The following is a 25,758-nucleotide window of genomic DNA, read 5'->3' on the forward strand; positions in this document are numbered from 1 at the left end:
GGCACATAGGTATTAGGCATAGATGGAATCCGAGTTAGGTTTTGCGGTGCAGATGTAGGCCTGGTGGAGCGAAAAATGTCCCCTAACCGTATATGCCCCGTTGGATCCGAAAAATTCACCGGATCCCCCACGCAATACATATACGCATTCAACCCACCGCCCCCAAACGGGCTCCAACTATCGGGGCTATGAAAGCGCATCAATGTCGGGTTGTAAGCGCGATAGCCATTCCCCAGCAGATACCACCCAACCTGCCTTTCTCGTAGCGCGCCATTGAATCCGAGCCCTGTCGCCACACCCTCCTGAGCGGACAGCTGACCGTAAGCCGAGTAAGCAACAGGATTGAGCTTGCCCCCGTCGATTTCCGCGAGGACGGAGTTTTTATTGTCTGTCGCCAGCAGAAGGGTGCGTGACGTTCGAGAGGATTTGGGGGCATCTGCATGAGAGCGAGTCATAACGGGCTTCCTTGTCGAGGTCGTGGGGCTTTAAAAATACTCTGTTCGTCAGCCATCGGGTACTAGCAGATCTGATAGGTACAAACGTTCCTGTCTGAGGCTGTATTTATGTATTTTAACTATGTTGTTTCTCGACTGTTTTGCGTTTGATTAGACAATTAACGGACAGTTATTTGATCTTTTGTTTTTTGAGTGTGTGAATAATCTAGTGGGTTCAAAAAACTGATTTTAAGGTTGTTGAACCATGTCTGATTCGCAAGGAAGCCACCTGCTTGAACTTACCTCTACGGCCGTCAGTGGTATTCATTATGATCGAGTAGTAAATACCATTCCCGACGCCGTGCGTAACGCCTCATTGGCACAGTTGAAATCGCTCATTAATAGCGAAACAAAGATGCCGGGATGGTACCTGGGCGCCAGCAGCGCCGATCGCCATCACCTCAAACAATTACTCAATGATCATTGGCGGCTGCAGAGCGCCGTAGATCAGCTTTTCGAGGGGTTGCAGCAGGGTATCGATACCTTTGCCGAACCATTGCTCAAGGTCGCGTTGAAAGCACATTTCGATATTGACGAAGACCCGAAAAGCCTCACTTTGCAACTGACGGTGCCGAGCAAGATTATTTTCGGAATCGACACCGGAGCCAGTGTTATCAGGAGCTCTTCGTTGCTCGCGGCAGCGTTGCACAACTTCGAGGAGGCGGAAACCCAGGAAGGAACCTTTCGCGCAGGATCCGGTGTGTTCCGCAAAGATGCTCAAGACACCCCCGTGCGGGACACACGTATAACGGTGCAAAAATTTGCTTCGTTATGTCGCACACTGGACATCGGTGCGCAATACCAGACCCACCTTAAAGAGCAACTACTGCCAGAGGACCTCAATGCCAGGCGCACACTGGCGCAGCGCTCGATCGCCAGTGAGAAAGCAGCATTCAGGTATTCAGCGTTGGTATCGCGCCTGAAACGGGACATCAGTACGGACGCCTATGACAGCCTTCAACATATTGTCGAGGGCAAGCGAAGTGTCAAGTTGTATGGCCGCCCACTGCTCAATCATCGTTTGTCGCTGATGGGTTTCAGACTGACGGGAATTACACTGTTCAGTGCCTTGAGCGAACCCTCGGAAATAAAGAAAGCGATCGAGGAGCTCACGCCGCAAAGTTTATCTTTCTGGCTTGACTGGTCTCGCCGAATACCGGTGTTGTCGGGAAACCTGTATGAACGATACAAGTTGCTGCAGAACTTCTTTGCCAACGGACCACAAGGCGTCCTCGATGAAACTCTGCGCAACGAAGATATTTACAATCAGAGTCGCTTGAACGGTCCGGTGATCGCTTATATCCCCGACGATCCAGAGCATCCGCTGAAGGAATACGCTTCGTTGACGGATTTCATGGCAACGTTGATCGGCCGCTTGTGCACCCCGGAGTATCAGGAGTTTTTCAGCCGGTTCGTGGAGCAGAAGGACAAAGGGCGATTTTTTACTCGCGTTAACGAACGTCTCAAGACCTTTACCTTGCAACAACCTGAACCATTGGACATGGGGCCATGGTGGCGGGAAACCGCAATTGAGAACCCTAATGCAGAGCCGATCACCAACCTGATTGCAGGTGATCTGTGGGGCACACTTTTCCAGCAGCGACGGGACAAGGCAATCGCGGATGCCCGAAAAATTGCAGTGCCGACCGGCGATGAAGACGCGGCAGCCCGTTGGAAACGTCTGACCAGCATTCTGGAGATCGGCTGGAATGTGTTCAATTTCGGCGCGTTGCTGGTCCCGGGACTGGGTGAAGCGGTGCTGGGAGTGATGGTGGCGCAGATGCTCGCGGACCTGGCTGAAGGCATTGAGGACTGGAGTAACGGCGATAAGGAGGAGGCATCGGGATACATCAATGGCGCCCTCATCAACTTTGCACAGCTGGCGCTGATGGGGGCGGGGCACTTACTGCCGACAAACGTCATTGCGATCAAACCGTCTTCTTTCGTCGATCAACTCAAACCGGTGCAAATCAACGGCGCAGAAAAGCTCTGGAATCCCGATTTGACCGCCTACGAACGTCCATCGGTATTGCCTGAGTCAGCTCAGGCAAACGGGTTGGGTATCTACCAACATGAGGGTCAGCATTTTCTGCCGCTTGATGACAAGCATTTCGCGCTCGCCCAGGACGCTGAAACCGGGCAGCACCGTTTGCAGCATCCAACTCGACCGCAAGCCTATCAACCTGTGGTTGAGCATAACGGTGCGGGAGCCTGGAAGACCGAAGTCGACCAACCGTTGACCTGGAGCAAGGAGCGTTTGTTGCGGCGACTGGGCACTTCAGTGAACGACTGGTCAACTGAAAAACTTGAACAAATCTGCACTGTGGCGGGTATTTCGGAAGGCGAGCTGCGTCGGCTGCATGTCGAACTCGACCCGCCGCCAATCATGCTCAGCGATTCGATCAAACGTTTCAGGCTGTATGCCGAAGCGGGCGAAACAGGTCGGCAAATAATTGCCAATCAGGTTCCCGAGCGTTTGGCGGACAATGTCACGCGCCTCATGACCGACTTGCCCCGCTGGCCGGAAGGCAGGGCCGTAGAAATTTTTGAGAGCCCTGATTTGAACGGCCCTTCAACGATCATCGGCAACATTGATGCAACCAGTGCCCGACGGATCAAGTTGAGCCGAGCCGAACTCCGTGCAGGAAAATTGCCACAGCGCACTGTGGAAACCCTTGATGAGCGGGAAGTCCATGAACTGCTTGGGCAATCAATTTCCAGTAAAAGGGAGTTGCGCGTTCAGGCTCTGAAGGAACAGTTGGCGAGCGAGGCGACCAAAAAACACAAGCAGCTGTTTGAAGCCCTGTACAAACAACACGAGGAAGCCGGCGCGGCCCAGGTCCATCTGATAACCGATGCCTATCCGCAATTGCCGAATGCTGTGGCCGAACGCCTGTTGCAGGATGCCACTGCAGCGGACCTCAAGCACCTGTCAGATAAGCAGACCCTTCCCTTGCGCTTGCGCGAACAGGCACGCCAGGCTCAGCAACGGGTGCGCGTCAGTCGAGCCTATGAGGGGCTTTACCTTGAGGCGCTGGAGAACAACGATACGCGACGGTTGGAGCTGGCGTCGTTGGCTACATTGCCGGGTTGGTCGAACGATGTGCGTATCGAAATCCGCGAGTTTTCGTTTAACGGTAAGCTTTACGCCAGCATAGGCCCTGAAGAGGCCCCCATTCGCAAAGTGTTGATTCTTGAAGATGAGGGGGGCTATCAGGCGCGTGACGAGAGCAATCAGCATTTGCACGGGAATGATAATTTCTTTGCTTCGTTGTTGCGCGCATTGCCAGACAAAGAGCGACGGGCGCTGGGGTATGACATTTTCGAGGGGGAGCGACTCAAGCTTGACCTGCAACGCTCACCGCTTGATCGCGAGCAATTCGAATCGGTTTTAAGCGAGCACCCGGAGCGTAAACCGGCTTATGACCCTGAAACAATGCGTCTTCGTGGCGGCATGCCGGGGTATCGCGGGATCGCCGATGACCCGTTGTTGCGGCGTCGGGTCAGTACTCTTTATCCGGAGTATTCCGACGAACAGATTGCAGCCGTACTGGGACCCGTGTCCGGTGCAGCGCAAGCGCGAGTCATCGCCTTGGAGAACGAATTCAACGAGCTCAACGGTACGCTACAACGCTGGATGAACTCTCCGACCGTGTCCTTTCGCTTCAGTCCCGCCGGAGTGGCGGAATGGGAATCGCGAAACAGGCTCTATCGGGCGATCAGGCAATGTTGGCAAAGGACAGGGCCGGCGGGGGTCGATGCCCCTGGCATCGTTCGCGCGCAGCACCTTAATCTGGACGGTATGGCGATGAGCCGGCATCTTTCGAGCTTTCCCAGACTGAACGCCAATTTTGACCACGTTACGAGCCTGAGTATGCGCGAAGCCAGCATGCTCAGTAGCCAAGGAGAGTTTCTCGAGCATTTTCCCGGGCTTCGCACGCTGGATCTGGGCAGCAATACGTTAAACCGGTTGCCGCCGGTAATCGGTGACCTGCGACATTTGACCAGTTTGTGCATGGATAACAATCAAATCGTATTGACCCGTCAAGCGGTGGCGCGACTGCGAGGCTTGACCCGGTTAGAGCTTCTTTCATTGCCTGGAAATCCATTAGGACTGGTGCCTGACATCAGCCAGATGCCAAGACTGGCGGTTCTCAATCTTGAGAGCACCGGCATCAAAGAATGGCCCATCGGACTGTTCGGCAAATCCCGACCGCGTCATATTCATCTGAATCTGAAATTCAACCGATTGACAGAGATCCCCGATATTGCACCGGGTTCGTTCCGCGCGGAGCTGCTCGCCCGCACCTTCGTCAGTCGCGAACCCGAGTGGATGCCGGCTGATGTCCTGGAAAAGCTCAAACGGTATACCGAATCTGTGGGCATGGACCCGGAGCGCCCTTACCCACCCCGAGGTTTGCTGGACAGCCTTAAATGGGCGCAGGGCATGCCTGATGCGGTGTTCAGGGAAAGGTTGATTCTTTGGGACGAGCTTGAGGATGAGTCAGGGTCCGAACAATTTTTCGATGTCATACGCCGGCTGACAGAATCGGCTGATTTCAGCTCTCCTGAAACGACCTATCGCAGCGCACTGACGGCCAAGGTCTGGCGACTGCTGGAGGCCATGTACGAGGATGCTGAATTGCGTGAGACGGCGTTCTCCGAATCGATTGTCGTGACTGAGTGTTCCGATGGGGCAAGTCAATTGTTCAACGCCCTGGGCGTCAAGGTGCTGGTCAAGGAGGCTTACGCTCTGCAGAGCCCCGCCCTTGTCGAGGCCGAACTGGTGGAATTGGCCAGAGGCAAGTCCCGACTGGATGAGATCGGCGCGATTGCACGTCGGCGCATTGCCGATCGCTTGGCGAACGGAGAGACATTCAGGCGAGCAGGTCCCGACGGCACTGTTATCGGGACGATCGATGAAGTGGAAGTTCAGCTGGCCTACATGACTGATTTGGCCGAAAGCCTGGATCTGCCGTGGCAATCGCGTGGCATGCTGTTCAGGACAATGGCTGGCGTTGAGCCGGAAATGATCACCGCTGCTCGTCTCCATGTGTTGGGCCTGGAGCAGGGGGAGCTGCTTGCGGAGAGCATACTTGAGCAGCCTTTCTGGAGGTCGTACCTGGAAACAACGTATCGCAGTGATTTCGACGCGTTGAAGCTGGCCATGCAGGATGCGGATGAAATGGACCAATTTATCGCAATCAAGAACCTGGAAAAGTCCTTGACCGAGCAAGCCATCGAGCGTGCAAAGCTGCGAAGGACGGAGATACCGTTTACGGTCCAGTCTGCCAGTTGATTGATGTTTGACGGGCCCCGAATGCGATGCCGCATTCGGGGCTTTTTACGTTCAGCGTCCGTTAGAACAGGAAGTAACGTTGTGCCATGGGCAAGGTTTCAGCCGGCTCGCACCACAACAAAACCCCGTCGGCTTTCACCTGATAGGTCTGCGGGTCGACATCGATCTGTGGCAGGTAATCATTGTGGATCAGGTCGGTTTTCTGCACGTCGCGACAGCCTTTGACCACGGCGATTTTCTTCTTCAACCCCAAGGCTTCCGGTAAGCCGGCCTCCTGCGCTGCCTGGCTGATAAAGGTCAGGCTGGTGGCATGCAGCGAGCCGCCGTAACTGGCGAACATCGGACGGTAGTGCACCGGTTGCGGTGTCGGTATCGACGCGTTGGCATCGCCCATCAGGCTGGCTGCAATCGCGCCACCCTTGAGAATCAGCGAGGGTTTTACGCCAAAAAATGCCGGACGCCACAGCACCAGATCCGCCCATTTCCCCACTTCGACCGAGCCCACTTCGTGGCTGATACCGTGAGTGATCGCGGGGTTGATGGTGTACTTGGCGATGTAGCGTTTGGCGCGGAAGTTGTCGTTGCCTTCACCGTCACCCGGCAGTGGGCCGCGCTGTTTTTTCATCTTGTCGGCAGTCTGCCAGGTGCGCGTGATGACTTCACCGACGCGCCCCATGGCCTGGCTGTCGGAGCTGATCATCGAGAACGCGCCGAGGTCGTGGAGGATGTCTTCGGCGGCAATGGTTTCCCGACGGATGCGGCTTTCGGCGAATGCCACATCTTCGGCAATACTCGGGTCCAGGTGGTGGCAGACCATCAGCATGTCGAGGTGTTCGTCGATGGTGTTGCGGGTGAACGGCCGGGTCGGGTTGGTCGAACTCGGCAGCACGTTGGGGAAGCCGCAGGCTTTGATGATGTCCGGCGCGTGGCCGCCACCGGCGCCTTCGGTGTGGTAGGTGTGAATGGTGCGCCCCTTGAACGCGGCGAGGGTGGTTTCGACGAAGCCCGATTCATTAAGCGTGTCGGTGTGAATCGCCACCTGAACATCGTATTGGTCGGCAACGGTCAGGCAATTGTCGATGCTCGCCGGCGTGGTGCCCCAGTCTTCGTGCAATTTCAGGCCGATGGCACCGGCCTTGACCTGCTCGATCAGCGGCTCCGGCAGGCTCGCGTTGCCTTTGCCGGTGAGGCCGATGTTCATCGGGAAGGCATCGGCGGCCTGAAGCATGCGTGCCAGGTGCCAAGGGCCGGAGGTGCAGGTGGTGGCGTTGGTGCCGGTCGCGGGACCGGTTCCACCGCCGATCATGGTGGTGACACCGCTCATCAATGCCTCTTCGATCTGCTGTGGGCAGATGAAGTGGATGTGGGTGTCGATGCCGCCAGCGGTGAGGATCATGCCTTCACCGGCAATCACTTCGGTGCTGGCGCCGATCGCAATACTGACGTTCGGCTGCACGTCCGGGTTGCCAGCCTTGCCGATCCCGGCAATGCGCCCGTCTTTGAGGCCGACGTCGGCTTTGACCACGCCCCAATGGTCGATGATCAGTGCGTTGGTGATCACAGTGTCGACCACTTCGGCGGCGAGCAATTGGCTCTGGCCCTGGCCGTCGCGGATAACTTTGCCGCCACCGAACTTCACTTCTTCACCGTAGGTGGTGAAGTCTTTTTCCACTTCGATCCACAGTTCGGTATCGGCCAGACGGACCTTGTCGCCGACGGTGGGGCCGAACATGTCGGCGTAGGCTTGACGGGAAATCTTCATCGTAATTCCTTGCACAAATGTATTGTGGCGAGGGGATTTATCCCCGTTCGGCCGCGCAGCGGTCGTAAAACCTGGCACTCCGATCTCTCTGCAATAACGCATTCGCCAGATTGCGGGTTCTTCGCACCCGAACGGGGATAAATCCCCTCGCCACAGTCAGTCGAGGTCACCCATGATCCGCCCGGCAAACCCGAACACCCGGCGATGCCCCGCCAGGTCCACCAGCTCGACTTCGCGGCTTTGCCCCGGCTCGAAGCGCACGGCGGTACCGGCGGGGATATTCAGGCGCATGCCGCGGCTGGCGGAACGGTCAAATGTCAGGGCATCGTTGGTTTCGAAAAAGTGATAGTGCGAGCCGACCTGGATCGGTCGGTCGCCGCTGTTGGCCACTTTCAGGCTGACTGTGCGACGGCCGACATTGAGTTCGATGTCGCCGGGCTGGATCTGGTATTCACCGGGAATCATCAATGGGCTCCTTGCAGGATCTTGTAGTAGAGGGCGGTCGGTTTGTACTGGCCGCTCGGGTCGCAGGCGAAGTCGGGGATCTGGCCGGCGCGGGTGTAACCCAGGGCCTTGTAGAAGTCCTCTGCGGGTGAGCCGGCCTCTGTGTCGAGGTACAGCATGCCGCGCTTGTGCTGAAGGGCGGCGGTTTCCAGAGCGCTCATCAATTGCTGGCCCAGGCCGCGCCGACGCGCGTGTTCACGCACCAGCAGTTTTTGCACTTGCGCGCGGTTCAGCCCATTGGCTTTCTGGCACAAGCTCAGTTGCACGCTTGCTTGAACCTGTTCGTCCTTGACCACCACCCAGAGCAGCACGTTGCCTTTGTTAAGGTCCTCCTGGACGTCATCGAAATAGGCGCGTGCCTGGGTAGTGTCCAGGTCAGCCATGAAACCGACACTCGCGCCATAACCCACCGCGTCGAGCAGCAGGTCAATCAGCCCCTGACGGTAGTGCGCAAAACTGTCGACATTGACGCGACGCAGTTGGGCGGCATTCATCGGGTGTCACTCCTTGTGGGCGAGCGGTGGTGGCGCGCCAGGATTGAGGGTCAGTTGCATGAAGGTCAGGTCCAGCCAGCGACCGAACTTGGTGCCGACCTGGGGCATCTGTCCGGTCGTCACAAACCCGGCTCGTTCATGCAAACGAATGGAGGCGGCGTTACCACTCTCGATGGCGGCAACCATGATGTGCTTGTCACAGCTTTTGGCGCGTTCGATCAGCACCGTCATCAGTTGCGGTCCGAGGCCATTGCCACGCTGATCGCTGCGCACGTAGACCGAGTGTTCGACCGTGTGGCGAAAGCCATCGAACGGCCGCCAGTCGCCGAACGAAGCGTAGCCCAGTACGGTGTTATCAGCGTCGACGATTACGAGGATGGGATACCCCAGGGACTGTCGCGCGCTGAACCAGGCCTGGCGGTTGCCCAGGTCGACGGCCTGCTCGTTCCAGATGGCCGTGGTATTGAGTACGGCATCGTTGTAGATATCGCGAATCGCCGGCAGGTCGGCGTGCAAGGCATCGCGGATGCGGTAAGTCATGGCGCTTCCTCAGGCGATGGGTTGATGGACGGTCACCAGTTTGGTGCCGTCGGGAAACGTCGCTTCGACCTGGATCTCCGGGATCATTTCCGGGATGCCTTCCATCACGTGTTCACGGGTGAGCAGGGTGGTGCCGAAGTGCATCAGTTCGGCCACGGTTCGACCGTCACGGGCGCCTTCAAGCAACGCTGCGGAGATGTAGGCCATGGCCTCGGGGTAATTAAGTTTCACGCCGCGAGCCAAACGCCGCTCGGCCACGAGGCCGGCGGTGAAGATCAGCAGCTTGTCTTTTTCACGTGGGGTCAGGTCCATCGCTTGGAATCCATCTGGGCAGATAAAAAGGTATTCGGATCTGTAAACACAAAACCCTGTAGGAGTGAGCCTGCTCGCGATAGCGTCGGCACATTCAACACATAAGTTGCCTGACACACCGCTATCGCCAGCAGGCTCACTCCTACAGGGGAGCGTATTTCAGGTGCTCCATATTCTGGGTTGGACGGCTTCCCGGCCGAGCAACGCAGGGCGCAGCAACCGCCATAAATCGATCAACCAACCGCGTGCCAACAACGCTTCACTGGCCAGGCATCGTGCAACCAGCAGCCCCGGCAATTGCGTCAGATCGCCGCGCACGTCATGAGGCAGCGAGCGGCATTGCTCCAGCAAGTCACTATCGATTTCGCCCGTCACCAGCAACGTCGCAAACACCGGTTGGCCATCCAGACCTATTGGCGAATCAAGCAAACCATCAGCCCCGACAATGCGCTGACGTTCGTGCCAGAGCAACTGGCCATCGCGGCGGATGTCGAGCCGGGACTGAAAATGCCCGAGGTCGAAGCGTTCGCCGCTAGCCGGGCGACCCAGTGCCACCACGTCCCAGTAGAACAGCCGGGCATCACCTTCAAGGTCGATGGCGGTGCTGAGTTCGGCCTGTGCTGCACTGAAAATGATCGTCTCCTGGGGCAACCATTCCAGGGTTGCACCGGCGGCCACGTTCAGTTGCAGCTGCTGATAGGCAGGCCCGGCTGCGCGGTACCATTTGGCCGCGCCGGGGCTGGTGATCTGCGCCCAGGCATCGCGGCCGACACTGGCCGAGATGTCCAGGCGATCGCCCCCGGCAATTCCGCCCGGTGGGTGCACGATGATGTGCTGGCACACTTCGGGACCTTCGGCGTACAGGTGTTTCTGCACCCGTAACGGGCCTTGGTGTCGGCGCTGAACCGGGCGCGTACTGTCGCCGAAACGGGCGTAGCCCAGTTCCAGTTCGGCGTGCCAGCTGGGGGTAAAGGCGCCGGAAGCAGGAAGAGTCATGGTCAGTGCTTAGTGAGAAGTCATGAAGGCATTTGCAAAGGCTGTGCCGTCCGTTTCCCAAGCAGAAGGCGGTTGTTGTTTGTTGAGGGGCACCAACATGGCGCACATCGAGGGTCGGGGTGCGGCAAATTGGTGCTGCATGTGAGGTGAACAGCTCAGATTGTGACCAGACCTCGTACGCCCTCGGCTTCCATGTTTTCGCCGCGACCCTGCTGCACGATTTCGCCCCGGGACATCACCAGGTAGTGATCGGCCAGTTCGGCGGCGAAATCGTAGAATTGCTCCACCAGCAAAATCGCCATGTCACCACGGGCCGCGAGCTTCTTGATGACCGCGCCGATTTCCTTGATTACCGACGGCTGGATGCCTTCGGTGGGTTCATCAAGAATCAGCAGGCGCGGACGGCTGGCCAGCGCCCGGCCGATGGCAAGCTGTTGCTGCTGACCACCGGACAAGTCACCGCCGCGCCGCTGTTTCATTTGCAGCAACACCGGGAACAGTTCGTAAATGAAGGCCGGTACTTCCTTGGCCTCGGCCCCCGGGAAACGCGACAGGCCCATCAGCAGGTTTTCTTCCACGGTCAGGCGCCCGAAGATCTCGCGACCTTGCGGCACATACGCGATGCCTGCATGCACCCGTTGATGCGGCTTGAACGTAGTGATCGGCTTGCCTTCCCAATTCACCGCGCCTTCTTTGGCGGGCAGCAAACCCATCAGGCATTTGAGCAGGGTGGTCTTGCCGACGCCGTTGCGCCCGAGCAGGCAGGTAACCTCGCCCACCTTCACGTCAAACGTCAGGCCGCGCAGGATGTGGCTACCGCCGTAGTACTGGTGCAGCTTGTCGACTTGCAGCATTTCAAATTCCTTCTGTTGCACACGGCTTGCTTTCCCCACCTAAACGTTCTGTAGGAGCTGTCGAGTGAAACGAGGCTGCGATCTTTTGATCCTGGTATGGGGTGCCTGATGAAGATCAAAAGATCGCAGCCTCGTTTCACTCGACAGCTCCTACAGGGGTAAGGCGTTTTTTTGCTAGCGACCGAGATATACCTCGATCACCCGCTCGTTATCCTGCACTTGTGCAAGCGACCCTTCGGCCAGCACGCTGCCCTGGTGCAACACCGTCACGTGGTCGGCAATCGAGCCGACAAAACCCATGTCGTGCTCCACGACCATCAGTGAATGCTTGCCGGCCAGGCGTTTGAACAGTTCGGCGGTGAACTCGGTTTCGGCGTCGGTCATGCCCGCCACCGGCTCATCGAGCAGCAACAGTTGCGGGTCCTGCATCAGCAACATGCCGATCTCCAGGAACTGCTTCTGACCGTGGGACAGAAGACCTGCGGGGCGATTGACCGAGCTGGTCAGGCGAATGGTTTCCAGCACCTCGCTGATGCGATCCTTCTGTTCGCCACTCAACTTCGCCCGCAGGCTGGCCCATACCGATTTGTCGGTTTTCTGCGCCAGCTCCAGGTTTTCAAACACGCTCAGGGCTTCGAACACCGTCGGTTTCTGGAACTTGCGACCAATGCCCGCCTGAGCGATTTGCACTTCGCTCATCTGTGTCAGGTCGAGGGTCTCACCGAACCAGGCCTTGCCATGACTGGGACGCGTCTTGCCGGTAATCACGTCCATCAGGGTGGTCTTGCCCGCGCCGTTGGGGCCGATGATGCAGCGCAGTTCACCGACACCGATGTACAGGTTCAGATTGTTCAACGCCTTGAAACCATCAAAGCTGACGCTGATGTCCTCCAGGGTCAGGATGGTGCCGTGGCGAGTGTCCAGGCCAGGGCCGGCGCGTTGGCCGAGGCCGATGGCATCGCGACTGCTGCCGGCATCCTTGTTGGGCTCCACGGGAAAGAAGGCCGGTTCGAGCATGAATTCAGCCGTCGCAGTCACTCTCATTGTTCACCCCTTTTCTTCAGCAGACCGATCACGCCTTTGGGCAGGTACAGGGTCACGACGATGAACAGCGCGCCGAGGAAGAACAGCCAGTATTCCGGGAACGCGACGGTGAACCAGCTCTTCATGCCGTTGACCACACCGGCACCCAACAGGGGCCCGATCAACGTGCCGCGACCGCCCAGGGCTACCCAGACGGCGGCCTCGATGGAGTTGGTTGGCGACATTTCACTCGGGTTGATGATGCCGACTTGCGGTACGTACAAGGCGCCGGCCAAGCCGCACAACACCGCGCTCAATACCCAGACAAACAGCTTGAAACCACGCGGGTCGTAGCCACAGAACATCAGGCGATTTTCGGCGTCGCGCAACGCAGTCAACACCCGGCCGAACTTGCTTTGCGCCAGCCTCCACCCGATGAACAGGCTCGCCACCAGCAACACCACGGTGGCAAAAAACAGCACGGCGCGAGTGCCTGGCTCGGTGATGCCAAAACCCAGAATGGTGCGGAAATTGGTGAAGCCGTTGTTGCCGCCAAACCCGGTTTCATTTCGGAAAAACAGCAGCATGCCGGCGAAGGTCAGGGCCTGGGTCATGATCGAAAAATACACGCCCTTGATCCGCGAGCGGAACGCGAAGAAACCGAACACCAGCGCCAACAGTCCCGGTGCCAGCACTACCAGGCACATCGACCAGAGGAAACTGCTGGTGCCTGTCCAGTACCACGGCAATTCGGTCCAGGACAGGAACGTCATGAACGCGGGCAGGCCATCCCCCGAGGCCTGGCGCATCAGGTACATGCCCATGGCGTAGCCGCCGAGGGCGAAGAACAGACCGTGACCCAGGGACAGCAGGCCGGCGTAACCCCAAACCAGGTCCAGCGCCAAAGCGACGATGGCATAGCAAAGAATCTTGCCCACCAATGTCAGCGTGTAGGCGGAAACGTGCAGTGTGCTGTCAGCGGGCAACAGCGAAAGCAGTGGCAACGCCAGCAGCAGAACGAGAATCACCGCGCCAACGGCGATCGTTATTTTGGGGCCGGCTTTTTTTGTCGCAGTAACGAGCAGAGGCTGGTTCATCAGTCGATCACCCGTCCTTTCAGTGCAAAGAGGCCTTGCGGACGTTTCTGGATGAACAGAATGATCAGCGCGAGGATCAGGATCTTGCCGAGCACCGCACCGATCTGCGGCTCGAGAATCTTGTTGGCGATACCCAGCCCGAAAGCGGCCAGCACACTGCCGGCCAACTGACCGACACCCCCGAGCACCACCACCAGGAACGAGTCGATGATGTAGCTCTGGCCGAGGTCGGGGCCGACGTTGCCGATCTGGCTCAGGGCTACGCCACCGAGTCCGGCAATGCCTGAGCCGAGGCCGAATGCGAGCATGTCGACGCGTCCGGTGGGCACGCCGCAGCATGCGGCCATGTTGCGGTTCTGAGTGACGGCACGTACGTTCAGTCCCAAGCGTGTTTTGTTCAGCAGCAGCCAGGTCAACACCACCACGAACAGCGCAAACGCGATGATCACGATGCGGTTGTACGGCAGCACCAGGTTGGGCAGTACTTGAATGCCGCCGGAGAGCCACTCAGGGTTGGCAACTTCTACGTTCTGCGCGCCGAACAGTAATCGCACGAGTTGAATCAACATCAGGCTGATGCCCCAGGTGGCGAGCAGGGTTTCCAGCGGGCGGCCATACAAGTGACGGATGACTGTGCGTTCGAGCGCCATGCCGATGGCCGCCGTGACGAAGAACGCCACCGGCAACGCGATCAAGGGATAAAACTCGATGGCCTGTGGTGCGAAGCGCTGGAACATCAACTGCACGACGTAGGTCGAGTAAGCCCCCAGCATCAGCATCTCGCCGTGGGCCATATTGATCACCCCGAGCAGGCCGAAGGTGATCGCCAGACCGAGTGCCGCCAGCAGCAGAATTGAACCGAGGGACATGCCGCTGAAGGCTTGCCCCAGGATCTCGCCGATCAGCAGTTTGCGTTTCACCTGGGCCAGGCTGGTTTCTGCTGCCGTGCGTACCGTGGAATCGGTTTCGACGCCTGGTTCCAGCAGGCTTTCGAGGCGGGTGCGAGCCAGCGGATCGCCGGTTTCGCCGAGCAGGCGCACGGCGGCGAGACGCACCGCCGGGTCACTGTCCACCAGTTGCAGGTTGGCCAGTGCGAGACTCAAGGCCGCGTGAACACCCTCGTCCTGTTCGGCTACGAGTTGCTGATCGAGAAATTTCAGCTGCGCCGGTTTGGCACTTTTCTGCAGTTGCTGCGCGGCGGCGAGGCGAATTTTTGCGTCGGCCGCGAGCAGTTGGTGACTGGCCAGCGCGGTGTCGATCAGACCCCGCAGGCGGTTGTTCAGGCGCAGGGTTTTGACTTGTCCGTCGACGGTCAGCGCGCCTTGTTGCAGGGCGTTGATCAGTTCGATACGGGCAGGGTCGGGCTGCGCAGCCCAGGATTCGAGCAGCTTTGCCTGTTGCACGGGATTGGCGGCGACGAAGTCTTCGGCGTCGCTGGCGTGGGTGGCCAATGGCAAAAGTAAAAAGGCAAAGGCGACAAGTAGACGATATAGGGACATAGCAACGTCCTGAAAGGCGACGATGGACCCTGTGGGAGCCGAGCTTGCTCGCGATGACGGTGTGTCTGATGCACCGCTATCGCGAGCAAGCTCGGCTCCTACAGGGTTAAGGGCTTGTTCCTGCTACTTAGTTGCTCTTCACCGCGTAATCCGGCTTCTTGTCGTTGCCGACAATGAACGGGCTCCACGGTTCGGCACGGATCGGGCCTTCGGTCTGCCACACCACGTTGAACTGACCATCAGCCTGGATCTCGCCGATCATCACGGGCTTGTGCAGGTGGTGGTTGGTTTTGTCCATGGTCAGGGTGTAGCCGGACGGTGCGGCGAAGGTCTGGCCGGCGAGGGCTTCGCGAACCTTGTCGACGTCGGTGGATTTGGCTTTTTCTACCGCTTGCGCCCACATGTGGATGCCGACGTAGGTGGCTTCCATCGGGTCGTTGGTCACCGCTTTATCCGCGCCCGGCAAATTGTGTTTCTTGGCGTAGGCTTTCCAGTCGGCGACGAACCGGGTGTTCGCCGGGTTCTGGACCGACTCGAAGTAGTTCCACGCCGCCAGGTTGCCTACCAGGGGTTTGGTGTCGATGCCGCGCAGCTCTTCTTCGCCGACGGAGAACGCCACGACCGGAACATCGGTGGCTTTCAAACCCTGGTTGGCGAGTTCTTTATAGAACGGTACGTTGGAGTCGCCGTTGACCGTGGAGATGACAGCTGTCTTGCCACCGGCCGAGAATTTTTTGATGTTGGCCACAATGGTCTGGTAATCGCTGTGACCGAATGGCGTATAGACCTCTTCGATGTCTTTGTCTGCCACGCCTTTGGAATGCAGGAACGAGCGCAGGATTTTATTGGTGGTACGCGGGTAGACATAGTCGGTGCCGAGCAGGAAGTAGCGCTTGGCACTGCCGCCTTCTTCGCTCATCAGGTATTCCACGGCCGGGATCGCCTGCTGGTTCGGTGCGGCGCCGGTGTAGAACACGTTCGGCGACATCTCTTCGCCCTCATATTGCACGGGATAGAAGAGCAGGCCATTGAGCTCTTCGAACACTGGCAATACCGATTTGCGCGACACCGACGTCCAGCAGCCAAAGACCACGGCAACCTTGTCCTGAGTCAGCAGCTGCCGGCCTTTTTCGGCGAACAACGGCCAGTTCGACGCTGGGTCGACCACCACAGGCTCCAGCATCTTGCCGTTCACGCCGCCCTTGGCGTTGATCTCGTCGATGGTCATCAACGCCATGTCTTTGAGGGAGGTTTCAGAGATCGCCATGGTGCCGGACAACGAGTGCAGGATACCGACCTTGATGGTCTCGGCGGCCTGGACAGTCCAGGTCATGCCCATCGCGGCAATCGATGCCGATAGTGTGAAAGCCTTGATCAAGCTGCGACGCTTCATTGTGCGATCTCCATGAACGTTAGATATTTTTCTTGGTTGGCAGATGCGGACTACTGAAGGGTCTTTAGCAAGGGCTGTGCCTGGTCGGCGAAAGGCGGAGAAATGACGTACTAGAGCGGTTGCGCTGCCTGGCGGCGCACTATGAAGGATCGCGTCTGGCGCGCTGGTGCGAGGTGGTGCGCCAGATTGGGGCGGGCGACCGTGGGATTAGTTGCAGTGTGTAGAAACTGTGTAGGAGCTGTGTAGGAGCTGTCGAGTGTAACGAGGCTGCGATCTTTTGATCTTGCTCTTGAAAAAACAACATCAAAAGATCGCAGCCTCGGTTCCCTCGGCAGCTCCTACAGAGGGTCTCCGGCATCATCAGTGACGGGCTTCAGATCAAATCATCTCGTGCGTTTCATGATGACGATGAGGCCGATTCGGTGTGCCGATTGAAGCGCGAAAACAGCACCTTATCCAAAATCCACACCACCACGAGCGACGCACCCACAAGCGGGAACGCCACCGCCAGGGCGAACATGATAACCATCGCGGTTTTCCATTTCGGCAGGTCGTGACGCAGTGGCGGCACACCGAATTTGCCCTGCGGACGACGCTTCCACCAGATCACCACGCCACTGACGGCACTGAGCAGAATCATCAGGCAGATCAGCAGCACCATGATCTGGTTGAACACCCCAAACATTTTGCCTTCGTGCAGCATTACGCCGATTTCCGTCGCGCGGGCCACGGTACCGTAATGCTCGTAGCGCACGTCAGCGAGGACGTTGCCGGTGTATTGATCGACATGCAGGGTGGCGTCGTTTCGCGGGTCGTCGGCAAACACCGCGATAGTGAACACGCCCGTCGCGGTGGTCGGAAACGTGATGCTGTAGCCCGGCTCGACCTTGCGCTGCTGGGCGATGTTTTGCACCGCTTGCAAGCTGATGGTCGGTGCCGCAGGACCAGCTTTCGCATCGCCGTGGTTCATGTGTTCGGCGTGGTCGCCGGACATCGGCATCGGCGTGTTTTCCATCGCCCAGGGCACGGTCTGGCGCGTGGCGGTATTGAGGCTGCGAGCCTCGACGTCGGACTTGGGCATGTCATTCCACATCGCATCCGGGAAGACATTCCACACGCCCGCGTATTGTTTGCCCCAGAAGCCGGTCCAGGTCATGCCGCTGAGCAACATCACCAGCAGAAACGCGGCGCCCCAAAAGCCGGTGACGGCGTGCAGGTCGCGCCACAGCACTCGACCGCGACTGCTCAAACGCGGCCATAGAATGCCGGCTGCCTGACCGCGCGGCCACCACAGGAAGACGCCGGAGACCACCAGCACAATGCCCCAGCCGGCGGCCAGTTCGACCAGTCGATCCCCCACGGTGCCGATCATCAGCTCGCCGTGAATCGACCGCGCGATGGCCTGCAGATTCATCTTGGCGTCTTGCTCACCCAGGATATCGCCGTGATAGGGGTCGACGAACACGTTGAGCTCGGTGCCTTCGTTAACGACGACAAATTGCGCGCTGCGTTCTGCACTGATTGGCGGCAGGTATTGCTTGATCGTTGCTTGTGGATACGCCTCTTTGACCCGTTTAAGCAGGTCGTCGGCCGCCACCGTGTGGTGGCCGGCCGGAACGTTCAGCAGGCTGCCGTACATCAACGGATCGAGTTGCGGTTTGAACAGGTAAATGACGCCGGTCAACGCGAGCATCACCATGAAGGGCGCGACGAACAGACCGGCATAGAAATGCCAACGCCAGGCCAGGTTGTAGAAATTCACTTTGGGCTGTTTCATTGGTTGTGCTCCGCTTGGCGAATCAGTCGTTTGTTAAAAGATCGCAGCCTCGTTTCACTCGACAGCTCCTACACCGCTCCTACACCGCTCCTACACCGCTCCTACAGAGCGGCTACGGGAGATCCTGTTCATGCAGGAGCGGCCGCTGGCTGCGATCTTTTGACTTTTCTTGTTAGAAGCTCATGTCCACTTTGGTCCAGAGCGTGCGCCCCGGTTCTTTAATGGCCTGCGGGTCATTGGCCGGGTAGCCGAAACCCGCGTTCCCCGCCAGGTTCAGGTGCTCGGCGTAAGCCTTGCCGAACAGGTTGTCCACACCAGAACTGACCTTCCAGTTCTTGTTGATCCGGTAGGCACCATTGAGCGAGAACACCCCGAAGCCTGCCGTTTTGTCGAAGTCCTTGCCGACCACGTTGCCCTTGTTCTGGTCGATACGGTTTTGCGCGGCGACCACTCTCCACAGTGCGCCGGCGCTCCAGTTATCTTCGCTGTAGGTCAAGCCGAAACGTGCATCCAGCGGCGGCATTTGTGGCAATGCGCTGCCGTCGCTGCTGTTCTTGCCCCAGGCGTAGGCCAGGGTTGCATCAGCCTTCCAGTGGCTGGTCAGCTTGTAGGCCGCGCCGAGTTCGCCACCCATGATCCGCGCGTCGATGTTCTCGGCCTGGGAGGTCATGCCCATCATTCCGGGCGTGTAGTTGAACAGGATGTAGTCGCGTACCTGCCCGATGTAACCCGAGGCCCAGGCGTCGAGTTCTTCGGTTTTGTATTGCAGGCCGAAATCGAGCTGGGTGGTTTTTTCGGGTTTGATCGAATCGAAGGCGTTCACCGATCCGACAGGCCCGGAGTTGGGCGAGAACAGTTCCCAGTAATCCGGGAACCGCTGGGTGTGACCTAGGCCGGCATAGAGCGTGGTCGGGCTGTCCGCCAGGTCATGCTCGTAGCGGACGAAGCCGCTGGGCAGGGTGTCGGCGCGGGTGTCGTCGGCGGTCGGATTGGGGCGCGTCATCATCCCCGAGCCGGTGGTCTGTCGGAAATCCTTGGCCGAGGCGCGGTCCAGTCGCGCACCTGTGATCAGCCGGTCGCTGTCGGTGGTGTACCAGGTCAGCTCGCTGAACACGCCGTAGTTATGGAAGTCGGCGTCCTTGGTGTACGGCAGGTTCTTATAGGTATCGATGCCCATGGCGCTGCGTTGGCGGTGTTCGTTGGTCTGCGCGTCGATGCCGCTGATCAACTGCACATCGGCCCAGCGCCAGGTCGCCTTGATCCGTGCACCGAGGGTCCGGCGGTCGACGTTCGAGGCCATCGGGCCGGCCATCATCCCGGTGCCGGAAGGCGTGCGCAGGGTGTAATTGTCCATCACGTGGTCGGCGTAGTTGTAGTAGACCTGCGCTTCGACCTTATCCAGCACCTCGCCCATGTTCGACTTCTCGAAACGGAGGCCGAGGCTTTCACGCTTGAACTGTGAGCCGTCCATGCCGCGTCCAGCGTAACGCGCTTCGCCATCGCCCTTGCCGGCAGTCAACTCCAGCAGGGTATCGGCGTCCGGTGTCCAGCCCACCGCGACGTCGCCATTCCACTTGTCGTAGCGTGACGGCACGGTGTCGTTGTTGCCGTCCTTGTAGTCGTCGGCATGCGCGGTGTTGCCGATCACCCGAACATAACCCAGCGGGCCACCGGCAGCGGCATCCACTACCTTGTCGAAGCGGCCGTTGGAGCCGGCCAGCACGCTGGCGTTCACCCGGGTGCCGAGCTCGCCGAAGCGTTCAGGCTCGCGGTCGAACAGGATGGTGCCGGCCGACGCGCCGGGTCCCCATAACACGGTTTGCGGGCCTTTGATGACGGTGAGTTTGTCGTAGGTTTCTGGCGAGATGTAAGAGGTTGGTGCGTCCATCCGGCCAGGGCAGGCGCCCAGCATCATGCCGCCGTTGGTGAGGATGTTGAGCCGCGAACCGAACATGCCGCGCAACACGGGATCACCGTTGGTGCCGCCGTTGCGCACCAGGGCGAAGCCTGGAATGGTCTTCAGGTAATCGCCGCCGTCGCTGGCTGGTACCGGTTGGCGCGGGTCCTTGGGATTGGTGACGATGGTCAGCGGGGAGCTGGGCGCGATGGCAGTGATCACCGTCGGGCTCAGTTCTTCGCCATGACCTGCGTGTTCATCGGCCAGCACCATGGGTGTCAGCAAAGCGCCACAAAGAAGGGCGGTGGCGTGCCTGAAACGAACACGGGATTCATTCAGGGCAAAAGTAGCTTGGGCAGCGCTCAAGCGTGTGTCAGCAGAAAACCTGGACATGACAATTTCCATCGAACAGTCGTAAACGACACGGCCGGCAGCGTTGGGCTGTCTTCGATACCGTGTGAGATCGGATGTGGGTGTTTACGCGACGACGGGCGGGGCTCGGGTGCGAGCACCGGGGAAGAAGGTTTGCCGGGCGTGGCCCAGGCGTGGAGAGGGCGTACTGAAGGTTGTGGCTGTGGGGGTATCGAATGCGACGAAAGACTGGCCGCCGGTCAGTGCCGGGCAGTTGAACAACAGGCTGCAGTAGCCGCATTTCTCCCAAAGGGCGTGGTGATCGGGTTTTGGCGGGCAATGCTCTGCGGCGGGTTGGGCGTCGTGGTCCATGGCCGACATGTCCATGGGCATGTCCATCGACATGTTCATGGAGCCGGACAGGCTCGCGCGTTGATCCATCGGCATCGACTGAGAAATCAGTGGGCCGATAAAGATCATCAACATGGCGAACAGGCTGATCCAGCTGCCGCGGGTCAGGCTCCAAGGCTGACGACGGGAGGCGGATGACCTGGCGCTAAGCGGGCGCATGGGCGGGCTCGGTGCTGTCGGTTACTGAGTATGCTCGTGCGCTTGCATGCCATCCGGCGCCTGCTTCTGCACCGAGACTTCAACGGTCACGTCACCGGACTTCTCGAAGTGCATCGTCAGCGGGAAGTGTTTGCCATCGGCCAGCAGGCTGCGGTCTTTCAGCTCCAGCAGCATCACGTGATACGCCATCGGCGCGAAAGTGATTTCGCCACCGGCAGGGATTTCGACGCTCGGAACCTGCTGCATTTTCATCAAGTCGTTCTGTTTGATGTGTTCGTGCAACTGAGCATCGCCAGCAATCGGCGAGTCGACACTGAGCAACCGGTCAGCGGTTTTGCCTTTGTTGTGAATCACGAAATACGCCGCGACGGTCGGCGCATTGGGCGGCAGTTCCTGAGACCAGGGGTGAGCGATTTCCAGCTCGCCGGCCTTGTATTCATGGGCGGTGGCAAAGCAGGCAGGCAGCAGCAACGCAGCCAGAACGATGAGTTTGTTCAACATGGCAGTACTCCGGATGGATTCAAGACGCAGTCAATTGCGAGAGGGAATCACACCAGAGGGGACGCGCGGGGGTTCAGGCTCGGCCATTGCTGGCGCGGAGTGGGTGTGTCGAGTGCGGCGGGGGGCTGGCTTCGGTTGGCTTCGAAACGGGCGAAAAATGGTTGTGGTTCATGCCCGGGCAACGCCACAAGAGGCGAGGAACCGGAGCAACACCAGCAGTGCTGCATGTTGGAATGATCGTCGTTTTGCGGGGCTTTCTGCTCGATGTCGCCGATGGAAATTGCCACCATCTTCGTGCCGCCGGAGGTGCAGAAGCTGCCCCATAACAGTTGTTCGGCAGGCGACTTCGCCGACTGCGCCATCGCACCGGTCATCGGCATGGCGAGCATGTTGAACAGCACTGCGAAGCAGGCGATCCAGGCAATTGCGAGCCGTTGTCGGGACATGGGACAAATCCGGTGGGTGGGCGATCAGGCGCGGCTATTTAGCCTGATCAGGGCCGATAAGTAAAAACGTGGCATGCGGTGTGGTGTCGCAGCAGCACTCCTTGTTTCGCATACCGTCAGCTCCAGCGTATCGCTTGAACCTGCATGTTTACTCCGAGCGTCGCGCGAATAACCGCGAAAATTGCCGCGAGGTTATCCATGCTCGGGTTGCCCTTGGCAGACAACATTCTATGGAGACTTTTACTGGGCTTTGCCGTTTCTTTCGCCAGCGCTTCAAAACCTATAGTTGCGTTGACGAGGTCACGCAAAATGATTCGTGCCATTTCGGGTTCACCGTTAAGAAACAGCGTAGCAGCCTCATCCAATAATGCCTGGGCGAACTCGGGATCAGATTGTGCGCGCTCGGCGATGGTGTGTTTGTAACTTCGAGTGAGAGCCATGATTTATCTCCGCTGCCTTTCAGCTTTTTTCCGATCTCGAAATTCCGCTATCAAAGCTTTTGCGTGTTTGATGTCGTTTTTTTGGGTGGTCTTGTCGCCGCCACCAAACAGTATGATCAGACGTTTTCCTTCCTGGATCAGATAAATTCTGTAGCCAGGCCCCCAATTTATTCGGTATTCGCCCAGGCCTTCGAACCACTTGATGTTGGACGTATTGCCCAGTTCAAGTCTGATCAGTGCGGTAGCCACTTTATGGGCTGCCTGCACATTCAGGGTAGAAAACCAGCGTCCAAAAGGGCTTGTTTCATTGGCCTGCAAATATTCTTCGAGTTCGATCATGACTGGCTCTGAAGGTAACAAATAGGTTACTTATCATGCAAGTTATTGATCCTGCGCTATTGAAGAAATTCCGCCAACGCAGCAAGTGTTTCTTTGCACGACAGGAACTCTCGATCAACCCCCGGCAACACCGGCCGCTTCAACACCAGCACCGGCACCCCACGCTCGCGCGCCACTTCCAGCTTCGGCTCGGTGGCCGTACTGCCGCTGTTCTTGCTGATCAGCACATCGATCTGCCGACGCTCGAACAGTTCGTGCTCATCGTCGATCAGGAACGGGCCGCGGGCGCCGATGACTTCGCAGCGTTCGTTACCCGGATACGCGTCCAGCGCACGCAGCGTCCAGAATTGCTCTGGCGGAATTTCATGCAGGTGTTGCAAGGGTTCGCGACCGAGGGTGAACAACGGGCGCCTGAAGGGTTTCAGGGCTTCGATCAATTCGCTCCAGTCGCTGACTTCGCGCCAGTCATCGCCGCCCTGTGGCTGCCAGGCCGGACGTCGCAGTGCCCAGCAGGGAATGGCGCTCGCGCGAGCCGCGGTGGCAGCGTTCCGGCTGATTTGCGCGGCGTAGGGGTGGGTAGCATCCAGCAATAGCTCGACCCCTTCATCGAGAATGAATTGCGCCAACCCTTCGGCGCCGCCGTAACCGCCGACACGTACCTGACACTGCAAATCGGTGGGCACACGACCGATCCCCGCCAGGCTATAGATATGTTCCGGCCCAAGGGTGCGAGCGATGGCCAGGGCCTCGGTGACGCCGCCGAGCAACAAGATGCGTTTCATTGGAAAGCTCCCGCGTGGCCGACAACGCCGCCCTGACGATCAATGGCAAAGACTTCCACCTGAACCTGCGCCGGTACCACGCTGCGGGCGAAATTCAGGGCGTGCTGGCACACCGCATCGCCCAGCGCTATACCGGCGGCGCTAGCCATGGCTAGGGCTTGCTGACTGGTGTTGGCGTCGCGAATCGCCTGTTGCAGCGGTTCATCGGCACCTATTGCGGCGGCCCACTGCGCGAGTTGCGGCAAATCGATACTCGAATGTCGACTGTGCAGGTCCATGTGGCCGGCAGCCAGCTTGCTGATCTTGCCGAAACCTCCACACAGGCTGAGTCTGTCCACAGGCACTCTGCGCAGATGCTTGAGCACTGCGCCGACGAAGTCGCCCATTTCGATCAGGGCGATTTCCGGCAGGTCATAGACCCGGCGCATGGTGTCTTCGCTGGCATTGCCGGTGCAGGCGGCGATGTGCAGGTAGCCGTTGGTCTTCGCGACATCGATGCCTTGATGGATCGACGCAATGTAGGCTGCGCAGGAAAACGGCCGGACGATGCCGCTGGTGCCGAGAATCGACAGTCCGCCGAGAATTCCCAGGCGCGGGTTCATGGTTTTCAACGCCAGCGCCTCGCCACCTTCGACGTTGACCGTGACGTCGAAACCGCCGCGGTAGCCGAGTTCGTCTGCCAGCAGGGTCAGGTGGTCGGTGATCATTTTGCGCGGCACCGGATTGATCGCCGGTTCGCCGACGCCCAGTACCAGTCCTGGACGGGTCACGGTGCCGACGCCTTGGCCGGCGTTGAAGCGAATACCCGGTTGGGAATTCAGGCGTACCTGGGAATAGAGCAGGGCGCCATGGGTGACGTCCGGATCGTCACCTGCATCTTTGATCGTTCCTGCTTCGGCACCGTTGCCGATCAGCCGGCAGAACTCCAGGCGCATCTGTACGCGCTTGCCCTTGGGCAGGGTGATGTCCACCGCATCCGAACTCCCACCGCCGAGCAGCAATCGAGCGGCCGCCAGGCTGGTGGCGGTGGCGCAGCTACCGGTGGTCAGGCCACTGCGCAGGGGGGTGGGTTGTTCAGCAGTTTCGTCACGCATCGAAAGGTTTGACCACGTCCAGCAGTGTAATGGGCAGCGCCTGACGCCAGGTATCAAAGTCGCCCAGGGGTTGCGCTTGCGCTATATGGATGCGGGTGAGCTCCCCGCCGTGCAGCTCGCGCCAACCCGTGAGGGTCATTTCACTTTGCAAAGTCACCGCGTTGGCGATCAACCGACCGCCTGGCTTGAGTGCAGTCCAGCAGGCATCCAGCACACCCTCGCGGGTGACACCGCCGCCAATGAAAATCGCATCCGGGCGCTCAAGACCTTGCAGGGCTTGCGGCGCACTGCCGCGAATCAGCTGCAGCCCCGGCACCCCCAGTGCGTCGCGGTTGTGCTCGATCAAACGTTGTCGGCCTTCGTCGGCTTCGATGGCCAGCACGCGGCAACTCGGGTGGGCGCGCATCCATTCGATACCGATCGAGCCGCAGCCCGCGCCCACGTCCCACAGGAGTTCGCCCGGTGTCGGTGCCAGGCGCGCGAGGGTGATGGCGCGAACGTCACGTTTGGTCAGTTGACCGTCATGCTGGAAGGCGGAGTCGGGCAGGCCGGCCAGACGTGACAGACGCGGAGTGTCGGGCGCGGCAATGCAGTCGATGGCGATCAGATTGAGGTCGGCGATCAGCGGATCGTTCCAGTCATCGGCGACCCCATCGATGCGGCGCTCGTCTGCACCGCCCAAATGTTCCAGCACGCTCAGCCGACTCGGACCGAAACCGCGCTCGCGCAATTGCGCAGCGATCGCGGCGGGGCTTTGGCCGTCGTTGCTCAGTACCAGAAGGCGAACACCGCTGCCCCAATGCGCATTCAGCGCGGCAACAGGACGGGCAACCACTGACAGCGTCAGCGTGTCCTGCAACGCCCAACCCATCCGCGCGGCGGCGAGGGAGCAGGAAGACGGCGCGGGCAGGATCAGCATTTCATCCGCGGGTATTTGCCGAGCGAGGCTGGCGCCGACACCGAAGAACATCGGGTCTCCACTGGCCAGTACGCAGACGGGTTCGCCGCGACTTGCCAATACGGGTGCCAGGGAGAAGGGGCTGGGCCACAATTGCCGTTCGCCACGGATGCAGGCAGGCAACAAATCGAGTTGGCGCTGGCCACCGATAATTCGCGAAGCGCTTAGCAACGCGTGTCGGGCAGTTTTGCCCAGCCCCTTGAAGCCTTCCTCACCGATACCTACCACCGTCAGCCAGGGGGTCATGCTGTTCCTCATTAATCAAGCGAAGCCGAATCATTGCATTGCTCAGGCCTGAGTAGTCCTGTGCGGTTGCGCATCATAGCGCGGTGTTAA

Annotated in this window: 23 protein-coding genes; 1 reads left to right on the top strand and 22 read right to left on the bottom strand. The window is 59.1% G+C overall.

All coding sequences use genetic code 11. The features are described 5' to 3' along the window. On the bottom strand, positions 1 to 455 hold a 455-nt coding region (locus tag AC3ZVB_RS07565; RefSeq protein ID WP_490146203.1), incomplete at its 3' end, for an RHS repeat-associated core domain-containing protein. A 244-nt stretch (positions 456 to 699) separates the two neighbouring features. Between AC3ZVB_RS07565 and AC3ZVB_RS07570 the strand changes: the two genes are divergently transcribed. Further along, the gene (locus AC3ZVB_RS07570; RefSeq protein WP_490146204.1) at positions 700 to 5,793 is read left to right on the top strand and encodes an NEL-type E3 ubiquitin ligase domain-containing protein; all 5,094 of its coding nucleotides are present in this window, start codon (positions 700 to 702) and stop codon (positions 5,791 to 5,793) included. A 61-nt stretch (positions 5,794 to 5,854) separates the two neighbouring features. On the opposite strand, the gene ureC is transcribed toward AC3ZVB_RS07570, so the two are convergent. From ureC to cbiE, 21 genes are all read right to left on the bottom strand, one after another. Continuing rightward, positions 5,855 to 7,555: an urease subunit alpha gene (ureC, locus tag AC3ZVB_RS07575; protein ID WP_162439160.1), complete on the bottom strand. Its 1,701-nt coding sequence runs from the start codon at positions 7,553 to 7,555 to the stop codon at positions 5,855 to 5,857. Positions 7,556 to 7,711: 156 nt separating this feature from the next. Then, on the bottom strand, positions 7,712 to 8,020 hold the full coding sequence (locus tag AC3ZVB_RS07580; RefSeq protein WP_490146205.1) for an urease subunit beta: 309 nt from the start codon (positions 8,018 to 8,020) through the stop codon (positions 7,712 to 7,714). Then, on the bottom strand, positions 8,020 to 8,553 hold the full coding sequence (locus tag AC3ZVB_RS07585) for a GNAT family N-acetyltransferase (protein WP_162439159.1): 534 nt from the start codon (positions 8,551 to 8,553) through the stop codon (positions 8,020 to 8,022). Before AC3ZVB_RS07585 ends, AC3ZVB_RS07580 begins: the two co-directional genes overlap by 1 nt. Before the next feature lie 6 nt (positions 8,554 to 8,559). Continuing rightward, entirely contained in the window at positions 8,560 to 9,093 is a 534-nt protein-coding gene (locus AC3ZVB_RS07590; protein WP_490146206.1) for a GNAT family N-acetyltransferase, read from the bottom strand. Between the two features lie 9 nt (positions 9,094 to 9,102). Then, a complete protein-coding gene (gene ureA, locus AC3ZVB_RS07595) occupies positions 9,103 to 9,405 on the bottom strand; it encodes an urease subunit gamma (RefSeq protein WP_162439157.1) in 303 nt (100 codons plus the stop codon). 159 nt (positions 9,406 to 9,564) lie between these two features. Then, positions 9,565 to 10,401: an urease accessory protein UreD gene (locus tag AC3ZVB_RS07600; protein ID WP_194691545.1), complete on the bottom strand. Its 837-nt coding sequence runs from the start codon at positions 10,399 to 10,401 to the stop codon at positions 9,565 to 9,567. Between the two features lie 155 nt (positions 10,402 to 10,556). After that, positions 10,557 to 11,255, bottom strand: coding sequence for an urea ABC transporter ATP-binding subunit UrtE (gene urtE, locus AC3ZVB_RS07605; protein ID WP_162439155.1), 699 nt, complete (start codon positions 11,253 to 11,255; stop codon positions 10,557 to 10,559). Between the two features lie 174 nt (positions 11,256 to 11,429). Next, entirely contained in the window at positions 11,430 to 12,299 is an 870-nt protein-coding gene (urtD, locus tag AC3ZVB_RS07610) for an urea ABC transporter ATP-binding protein UrtD (protein WP_194691544.1), read from the bottom strand. Beyond that, positions 12,296 to 13,375 (bottom strand): urea ABC transporter permease subunit UrtC, encoded by a 1,080-nt coding sequence (gene urtC / locus AC3ZVB_RS07615; protein ID WP_490146207.1) that lies wholly within the window; start codon positions 13,373 to 13,375, stop codon positions 12,296 to 12,298. Before urtC ends, urtD begins: the two co-directional genes overlap by 4 nt. Continuing rightward, positions 13,375 to 14,874: an urea ABC transporter permease subunit UrtB gene (gene urtB / locus AC3ZVB_RS07620; RefSeq protein WP_490146208.1), complete on the bottom strand. Its 1,500-nt coding sequence runs from the start codon at positions 14,872 to 14,874 to the stop codon at positions 13,375 to 13,377. Before urtB ends, urtC begins: the two co-directional genes overlap by 1 nt. Before the next feature lie 127 nt (positions 14,875 to 15,001). Next, complete coding sequence (gene urtA / locus AC3ZVB_RS07625) at positions 15,002 to 16,267, bottom strand: urea ABC transporter substrate-binding protein (protein ID WP_162439151.1); 1,266 nt, start codon at positions 16,265 to 16,267, stop codon at positions 15,002 to 15,004. A 397-nt stretch (positions 16,268 to 16,664) separates the two neighbouring features. Next, positions 16,665 to 18,044, bottom strand: coding sequence for a PepSY-associated TM helix domain-containing protein (locus tag AC3ZVB_RS07630; protein ID WP_490146209.1), 1,380 nt, complete (start codon positions 18,042 to 18,044; stop codon positions 16,665 to 16,667). A gap of 172 nt (positions 18,045 to 18,216) precedes the next feature. Further along, positions 18,217 to 20,334 (bottom strand): TonB-dependent copper receptor, encoded by a 2,118-nt coding sequence (locus tag AC3ZVB_RS07635; RefSeq protein WP_490146210.1) that lies wholly within the window; start codon positions 20,332 to 20,334, stop codon positions 18,217 to 18,219. Positions 20,335 to 20,418: 84 nt separating this feature from the next. After that, complete coding sequence (locus tag AC3ZVB_RS07640) at positions 20,419 to 20,862, bottom strand: DUF2946 domain-containing protein (RefSeq protein ID WP_490146211.1); 444 nt, start codon at positions 20,860 to 20,862, stop codon at positions 20,419 to 20,421. A gap of 21 nt (positions 20,863 to 20,883) precedes the next feature. Next, positions 20,884 to 21,363, bottom strand: coding sequence for a copper chaperone PCu(A)C (locus AC3ZVB_RS07645; protein ID WP_490146212.1), 480 nt, complete (start codon positions 21,361 to 21,363; stop codon positions 20,884 to 20,886). Positions 21,364 to 21,410: 47 nt separating this feature from the next. Then, positions 21,411 to 21,809, bottom strand: coding sequence for a DUF2946 domain-containing protein (locus tag AC3ZVB_RS07650; RefSeq protein WP_162439146.1), 399 nt, complete (start codon positions 21,807 to 21,809; stop codon positions 21,411 to 21,413). Positions 21,810 to 21,925: 116 nt separating this feature from the next. Next, positions 21,926 to 22,249 (bottom strand): helix-turn-helix domain-containing transcriptional regulator, encoded by a 324-nt coding sequence (locus AC3ZVB_RS07655; RefSeq protein WP_490146213.1) that lies wholly within the window; start codon positions 22,247 to 22,249, stop codon positions 21,926 to 21,928. 3 nt (positions 22,250 to 22,252) lie between these two features. Then, complete coding sequence (locus tag AC3ZVB_RS07660; RefSeq protein ID WP_490146214.1) at positions 22,253 to 22,588, bottom strand: type II toxin-antitoxin system RelE/ParE family toxin; 336 nt, start codon at positions 22,586 to 22,588, stop codon at positions 22,253 to 22,255. 56 nt (positions 22,589 to 22,644) lie between these two features. After that, on the bottom strand, positions 22,645 to 23,370 hold the full coding sequence (locus AC3ZVB_RS07665; protein ID WP_490146215.1) for a cobalt-precorrin-6A reductase: 726 nt from the start codon (positions 23,368 to 23,370) through the stop codon (positions 22,645 to 22,647). Next, positions 23,367 to 24,464: a cobalt-precorrin-5B (C(1))-methyltransferase gene (locus AC3ZVB_RS07670; RefSeq protein ID WP_490146216.1), complete on the bottom strand. Its 1,098-nt coding sequence runs from the start codon at positions 24,462 to 24,464 to the stop codon at positions 23,367 to 23,369. The genes AC3ZVB_RS07665 and AC3ZVB_RS07670 overlap by 4 nt, the downstream gene beginning before the upstream one ends. Continuing rightward, positions 24,457 to 25,668, bottom strand: coding sequence for a precorrin-6y C5,15-methyltransferase (decarboxylating) subunit CbiE (gene cbiE, locus AC3ZVB_RS07675; protein ID WP_490146217.1), 1,212 nt, complete (start codon positions 25,666 to 25,668; stop codon positions 24,457 to 24,459). The genes AC3ZVB_RS07670 and cbiE overlap by 8 nt, the downstream gene beginning before the upstream one ends. Positions 25,669 to 25,758: the final 90 nt, after the last annotated feature.

This window comes from Pseudomonas sp. MDV22-iso1, from assembly GCF_058145095.1.

Coding starts and splice junctions, on each gene's coding strand:
- AC3ZVB_RS07570 (WP_490146204.1), top strand. CDS start 700: ATGTCTGATTCGCAAGGAAGCCACCTGCTTGAACTTACCTCTACGGCC.
- ureC (WP_162439160.1), bottom strand. CDS start 7,555: ATGAAGATTTCCCGTCAAGCCTACGCCGACATGTTCGGCCCCACCGTC.
- AC3ZVB_RS07580 (WP_490146205.1), bottom strand. CDS start 8,020: ATGATTCCCGGTGAATACCAGATCCAGCCCGGCGACATCGAACTCAAT.
- AC3ZVB_RS07585 (WP_162439159.1), bottom strand. CDS start 8,553: ATGAATGCCGCCCAACTGCGTCGCGTCAATGTCGACAGTTTTGCGCAC.
- AC3ZVB_RS07590 (WP_490146206.1), bottom strand. CDS start 9,093: ATGACTTACCGCATCCGCGATGCCTTGCACGCCGACCTGCCGGCGATT.
- ureA (WP_162439157.1), bottom strand. CDS start 9,405: ATGGACCTGACCCCACGTGAAAAAGACAAGCTGCTGATCTTCACCGCC.
- AC3ZVB_RS07600 (WP_194691545.1), bottom strand. CDS start 10,401: ATGACTCTTCCTGCTTCCGGCGCCTTTACCCCCAGCTGGCACGCCGAA.
- urtE (WP_162439155.1), bottom strand. CDS start 11,255: ATGCTGCAAGTCGACAAGCTGCACCAGTACTACGGCGGTAGCCACATC.
- urtD (WP_194691544.1), bottom strand. CDS start 12,299: ATGAGAGTGACTGCGACGGCTGAATTCATGCTCGAACCGGCCTTCTTT.
- urtC (WP_490146207.1), bottom strand. CDS start 13,375: ATGAACCAGCCTCTGCTCGTTACTGCGACAAAAAAAGCCGGCCCCAAA.
- urtB (WP_490146208.1), bottom strand. CDS start 14,874: ATGTCCCTATATCGTCTACTTGTCGCCTTTGCCTTTTTACTTTTGCCA.
- urtA (WP_162439151.1), bottom strand. CDS start 16,267: ATGAAGCGTCGCAGCTTGATCAAGGCTTTCACACTATCGGCATCGATT.
- AC3ZVB_RS07630 (WP_490146209.1), bottom strand. CDS start 18,044: ATGAAACAGCCCAAAGTGAATTTCTACAACCTGGCCTGGCGTTGGCAT.
- AC3ZVB_RS07635 (WP_490146210.1), bottom strand. CDS start 20,334: ATGTCCAGGTTTTCTGCTGACACACGCTTGAGCGCTGCCCAAGCTACT.
- AC3ZVB_RS07640 (WP_490146211.1), bottom strand. CDS start 20,862: ATGCGCCCGCTTAGCGCCAGGTCATCCGCCTCCCGTCGTCAGCCTTGG.
- AC3ZVB_RS07645 (WP_490146212.1), bottom strand. CDS start 21,363: ATGTTGAACAAACTCATCGTTCTGGCTGCGTTGCTGCTGCCTGCCTGC.
- AC3ZVB_RS07650 (WP_162439146.1), bottom strand. CDS start 21,809: ATGTCCCGACAACGGCTCGCAATTGCCTGGATCGCCTGCTTCGCAGTG.
- AC3ZVB_RS07655 (WP_490146213.1), bottom strand. CDS start 22,249: ATGGCTCTCACTCGAAGTTACAAACACACCATCGCCGAGCGCGCACAA.
- AC3ZVB_RS07660 (WP_490146214.1), bottom strand. CDS start 22,588: ATGATCGAACTCGAAGAATATTTGCAGGCCAATGAAACAAGCCCTTTT.
- AC3ZVB_RS07665 (WP_490146215.1), bottom strand. CDS start 23,370: ATGAAACGCATCTTGTTGCTCGGCGGCGTCACCGAGGCCCTGGCCATC.
- AC3ZVB_RS07670 (WP_490146216.1), bottom strand. CDS start 24,464: ATGCGTGACGAAACTGCTGAACAACCCACCCCCCTGCGCAGTGGCCTG.
- cbiE (WP_490146217.1), bottom strand. CDS start 25,668: ATGACCCCCTGGCTGACGGTGGTAGGTATCGGTGAGGAAGGCTTCAAG.